General features: G+C 50.9%; 2 protein-coding genes. Both read right to left on the minus strand.

The genetic code is table 11. From position 1 onward, the window contains the following. Window positions 1–57: 57 nt before the first annotated feature. On the minus strand, window positions 58–342 hold the full coding sequence (locus KDK19_RS19185; RefSeq protein ID WP_257281977.1) for a hypothetical protein: 285 nt from the start codon (window positions 340–342) through the stop codon (window positions 58–60). Between the two features lie 49 nt (window positions 343–391). Further along, window positions 392–4,309, minus strand: coding sequence for an ATP-dependent RNA helicase HrpA (hrpA, locus tag KDK19_RS19190; RefSeq protein ID WP_257292645.1), 3,918 nt, complete (start codon window positions 4,307–4,309; stop codon window positions 392–394). Between the last annotated feature and the right edge of the window lie 100 nt (window positions 4,310–4,409).

A 4,409-nucleotide genomic window follows, 5' to 3' on the forward strand; every position in this document is an offset into this window, starting at 1 on the left:
TAGACCAATTTATTGCAACCGCAGTAGGACAGCTTTAAGTCCGACAGGCTGCTAGAACTAATAGCCCTCTTCTATAACGCTTTCATCCTCGTCAGAATCATCATTGTATTCGTCATCATCGTACTCTCTGTCTTCGACCTCATATTCGACCTCGCCTTCTGATTCAAAGTCCTGCTCCGGGTATGAAGTCGTTTCATTCTGATGCAGATCTTCTTCGCCGAAGTCGAACTGCGCAGAATCAGTATTATTCTGTTCTTCAAAAAGATCCATTTCGTTGGCAACAGTAAACCCGAGCCCCAGAATAGCCAAAATGAAAACAGCCCCCTTCAAAAGGTTTTTCATGGACATAGCCTCCCTGCCAATCCGTGTCACTATGAGTTAACGACTTTTATCAGATTTCCTGAACCTCTTGCCAGAGCTTCCTCAGACGTTTGTCGGATACCGGGAAACGGGTTCCCAGTTTCTGGGCAAATAGTGAGACGCGGTACTCTTCCAGCATCCAGCGGTAAAGCATCAGGTTTTCATCCACCATTTTATGCTTCTCATGAATGGCTTTACGTTTTTCCCAAGCCTTAAAAAGGGTAGCCAGCTCCTCTGACCAGGCCCTGTCTTTGTTGACCTGGGCAGGCAGTTTCTCCTGTCTTACCTCAATGCCTTCGAGGAATCTTGGATAGTGCCTGAGCCACTCAATGCCGGCATCACAGAGAAAACCGGGATAGATCAGCTGACCCAGATGCTGTTTGATATCGGACAGTGAAAAAGCCCGGTCAAAGGATAGGTTGCCCTTCAGTTGTTTACTGATGTTGTGAGCTTTCTGAAAAATCTCAAACAGCAAGTTATCCACCTCTTGCGCAAAAGGCACCAGCTGGTCTTTTCGCTCTTCAATCAGAGCGTTGAAAGCTGCTTCATCTCTTGGCCCCTTATTGGCAGATGACAGGGCAGGATCACCAACAAACACCTCTGAAATGAGGAACGCCTGAAGATCCGCCTCCAGTACCCTGGCTTGCATGATGCCTGTGGCCAGCAGCTTCACCTGTTTCAGATGCGTCATTTTCGTCAAGGCAAACTTCAACTGGCTGGACAGTTTGAACTGCAACAGGCGAGTCACACCCATGCGGTGAGTGGCTTCAGCCATGGCCTTGTCCTCAAACAGTTTCACGGCCACTGAACTGTTCTGATCCACCAGAGCCGGATAGGTTTTAAGTACCAGACCACCCACTTTACGGGTTATTTCTTCCGGCAGCTCACCACAAGTCCAGTCTTTCAGGCCTTCCTGCTCCAATGAACTGTCCGTGAGTCTGCGCATACTGTCTTCAGACTCCCGACCAAACTGTTCTTTGAGTCTGGTCAGATCGCGGCCCTGTCCCAGCAGCTTGCCGTTCTCATCCATCAGCCGGAAGTTCATCTGCAAATGATCGGGCAGATCATGGCTGTCCCAGTGCTCATCGAGAATACGCACACCGGACATACGATGCAGGTGATGTCCCAGTATATCGGTCAGGGGTTCATCGCAAACAGACATGGACTCCATAGCGCCCCGAATATAATCCGGTACCGGGACAAAGTTTTTGCGCACCGCCTTGGGCAAGGCTCTGACCAGGGCGACACACTTGTCGTAAAGCATACCGGGTACCAGCCATTCCAGCCGGTGTTTAGGCAACAATCTCAGGGCCTGTACCGGTAATGTCAGCGTTACCCCATCGTCCGGGGCACCTGGTTCAAAATGATACGACAGTGGTAGCTCCAGTCCGTCCCAGCGGAAACAATCCGGGTATTTGTTCTCAGTGACCTCACCGGCGTCGTGCCTCATCAGATACTCTTTGGTGAGGTACAACCGCTGAGCATCCTGTTTCTCAGCTTCCTTACGCCACTTTTCAAAACCCGCTCCGTTGTGGATATTGGCGGGCAGCTTTTCATCGTAGAACTGATAAAGGGTTTCCGGGTCTACCAGAATATCTCTGCGTCGAGACTTGGCTTCCAGTTCATCCACTTCCTGAATCAACGACAGGTTGTGGGACTGGAACTTGCCCTTTGACTGATAATGCCCCTCTACCAGAGCTTCCCGGATAAAAATCTCACGGGCTACCACGGGGTCAATAGCGCCATAACCGACCCGACGACGACCCACAATAATCAGGCCGTACAGAGTCACCTGCTCAAACGCCAGCACCTGAGCTCTTTTCTTCTCCCAGTGGGGTTCAAAATAATTTTTTTTGACCAGATGACCCGCCAGCGGCTCAATCCACTGAGGCTCAATTTTGGCATTGGTGCGGGCAAACAGTCTGGAGGTTTCCACCAGCTCAGCCGTCATCAGCCACTTGGGCTTGCGCTTATTCAGTGTTGATGACGGGAAGATATAAAAGCGACGGTTACGCGCACCCAGATAATCCCCGTCATCGTCTTTGCTGCCCAGATGAGAAAGCAAACCCGCCAGCAGGGATTTATGAATATCCGCATAACTCGCTTCGTCATCATTCACTTTCAGACCAACCTCTTTACAGGCCAGCGCTAATTGCCGGTGCAGATCCCGCCACTCACGCATTCTCATAAACGACAGGAACTGCTGTTTGCAATATTTACGCAACTGGTTCTGGGACAGCTGCTGACGCTGCTCTTCATAGGTATTCCAGAGCTGAACCAGACTCATAAAATCCGAGTCGTCGTGATAATGTTCACGGTGTCGCTGATCAGCAGCCTGCTTTTTCTCTGCCGGTCGCTCTCTTGGGTCTTGAATCGCCAGAGCACTGGTGATGACCAGCAATTCGCCAAGAGCACGGTTTTTATCGGCTTCCACCAGCATTCGGGCCATTCGGGGATCAACCGGCAATCTGGAAATCTGCTGACCGATGCGAGTCATACGACGTTTTTCGGTGACGGCACCCAGCTCCTGCAACAGCTTAAAACCATCGTTGATCGCCTTGGTATCCGGCGCATCGACAAAAGGAAAGGCAGCAATATCACCCAACCCCAACCGGAGCATCTGCAAAATAACCGCCGCCAGATTGGTTCTGAGAATTTCGGCATCGGTAAATTCAGGACGTCCCAGAAAGTCTTCTTCAGAATAAAGTCGGTAGCAAATACCTTCTGCTACACGACCACATCGACCTTTTCGCTGATTGGCCGAGGCCCGGGATATCGGCTCAATGGGTAGCCGTTGAACTTTCGAACGGACACTGTAACGGCTAATTCTTGCCGTACCCGGGTCAATAACGTATCGAATCCCCGGTACGGTCAGGGAGGTTTCCGCTACGTTGGTGGACAGGATAACTCTTCGACCACCACCATGAGGCTGAAAAATGCGGTTTTGTTCTGCCGCAGAAAGGCGGGCATAAAGAGGGAGAATCTCGGTATGAGCCAGCCGGGCGTCCTTGAGGAACTTGTTGGTTTCCCGGATTTCCCGCTCACCGCTGAGAAATACCAGCACATCCCCCAGACGTCCGCCATTGCCGGAACGTTCGAGCGCTTCTATATCTCGCAGACAGGACAATATGCCCTGCTGAGCCCTCAGGTCCGCATCCCGACCTTCCAGTTCCAGATCTTCCAGGGGGCGATAATTGACATCGACGGGATAGGTTCGGCCAGACACCTCAATGACAGGCGCATGATCAAAATGCTTTGAGAACCGCTCAACATCGATGGTGGCCGAAGTGATAATCAACTTCAAATCGGGTCTTTTGGGTAACAGAATTTTCAGATAACCCAGCAGGAAATCAATATTCAGGCTGCGCTCATGGGCTTCATCAATAATGAGGGTATCGTAGCGGTTGAGGAAACGATCATTCTGAATCTCTGCCAGCAAAATACCATCGGTCATCAGTTTAATCAGGGTATTCTGATTGCCATGATCAGTGAATCGAACCTGGTAGCCTACCTGTTCACCCACAGGCACTTTCAGCTCCTGCGCTATCCGGCTGGCGACTGAACGCGCTGCCAGTCTTCTCGGCTGAGTGTGGCCTATCTGACCAACAATGCCCCGACCGGCTTCCAGACAGATTTTCGGAATCTGGGTGGTTTTGCCGGAACCTGTTTCACCCGCAATAACAACGACCTGATGTTTTTCAATCGCTTCACGGATCTCATCACGACGGGCTACCACTGGCAGCGCCTCATCGTATTCAATCTCAGGAACAGCCTGTTGCCTTTCCTCAACTCTGGAAGTGGAAAAAGCGATTCTTTCCTGCAGCTTATCCATCGCCGCCTGATCGCTGGTTTTCAGTCTCTGAATCTGCCTGCGAATGGGAAAACGATCCCTGACCATGCATTGGTCCAGAGCGTCATACAGTGCTTTCTTCTGTGAGTGGCCGGACACTCATATCTCCCGGAAAATGCATTTCAATCAAAACGCGCGATTATACTCGCTCTGAGCCTTGATATCCGTTTTTCTTTTCTAGCAGCCTGTCGGACTTAAG

This window comes from Endozoicomonas sp. ONNA1, assembly GCF_024606325.1.
GTDB lineage: Bacteria > Pseudomonadota > Gammaproteobacteria > Pseudomonadales > Endozoicomonadaceae > Endozoicomonas_A.

What these genes read in the sequence shown, in the direction of transcription:
- KDK19_RS19185 (WP_257281977.1), bottom strand. Translation starts at nt 342, where the DNA reads ATGAAAAACCTTTTGAAGGGGGCTGTTTTCATTTTGGCTATTCTGGGG.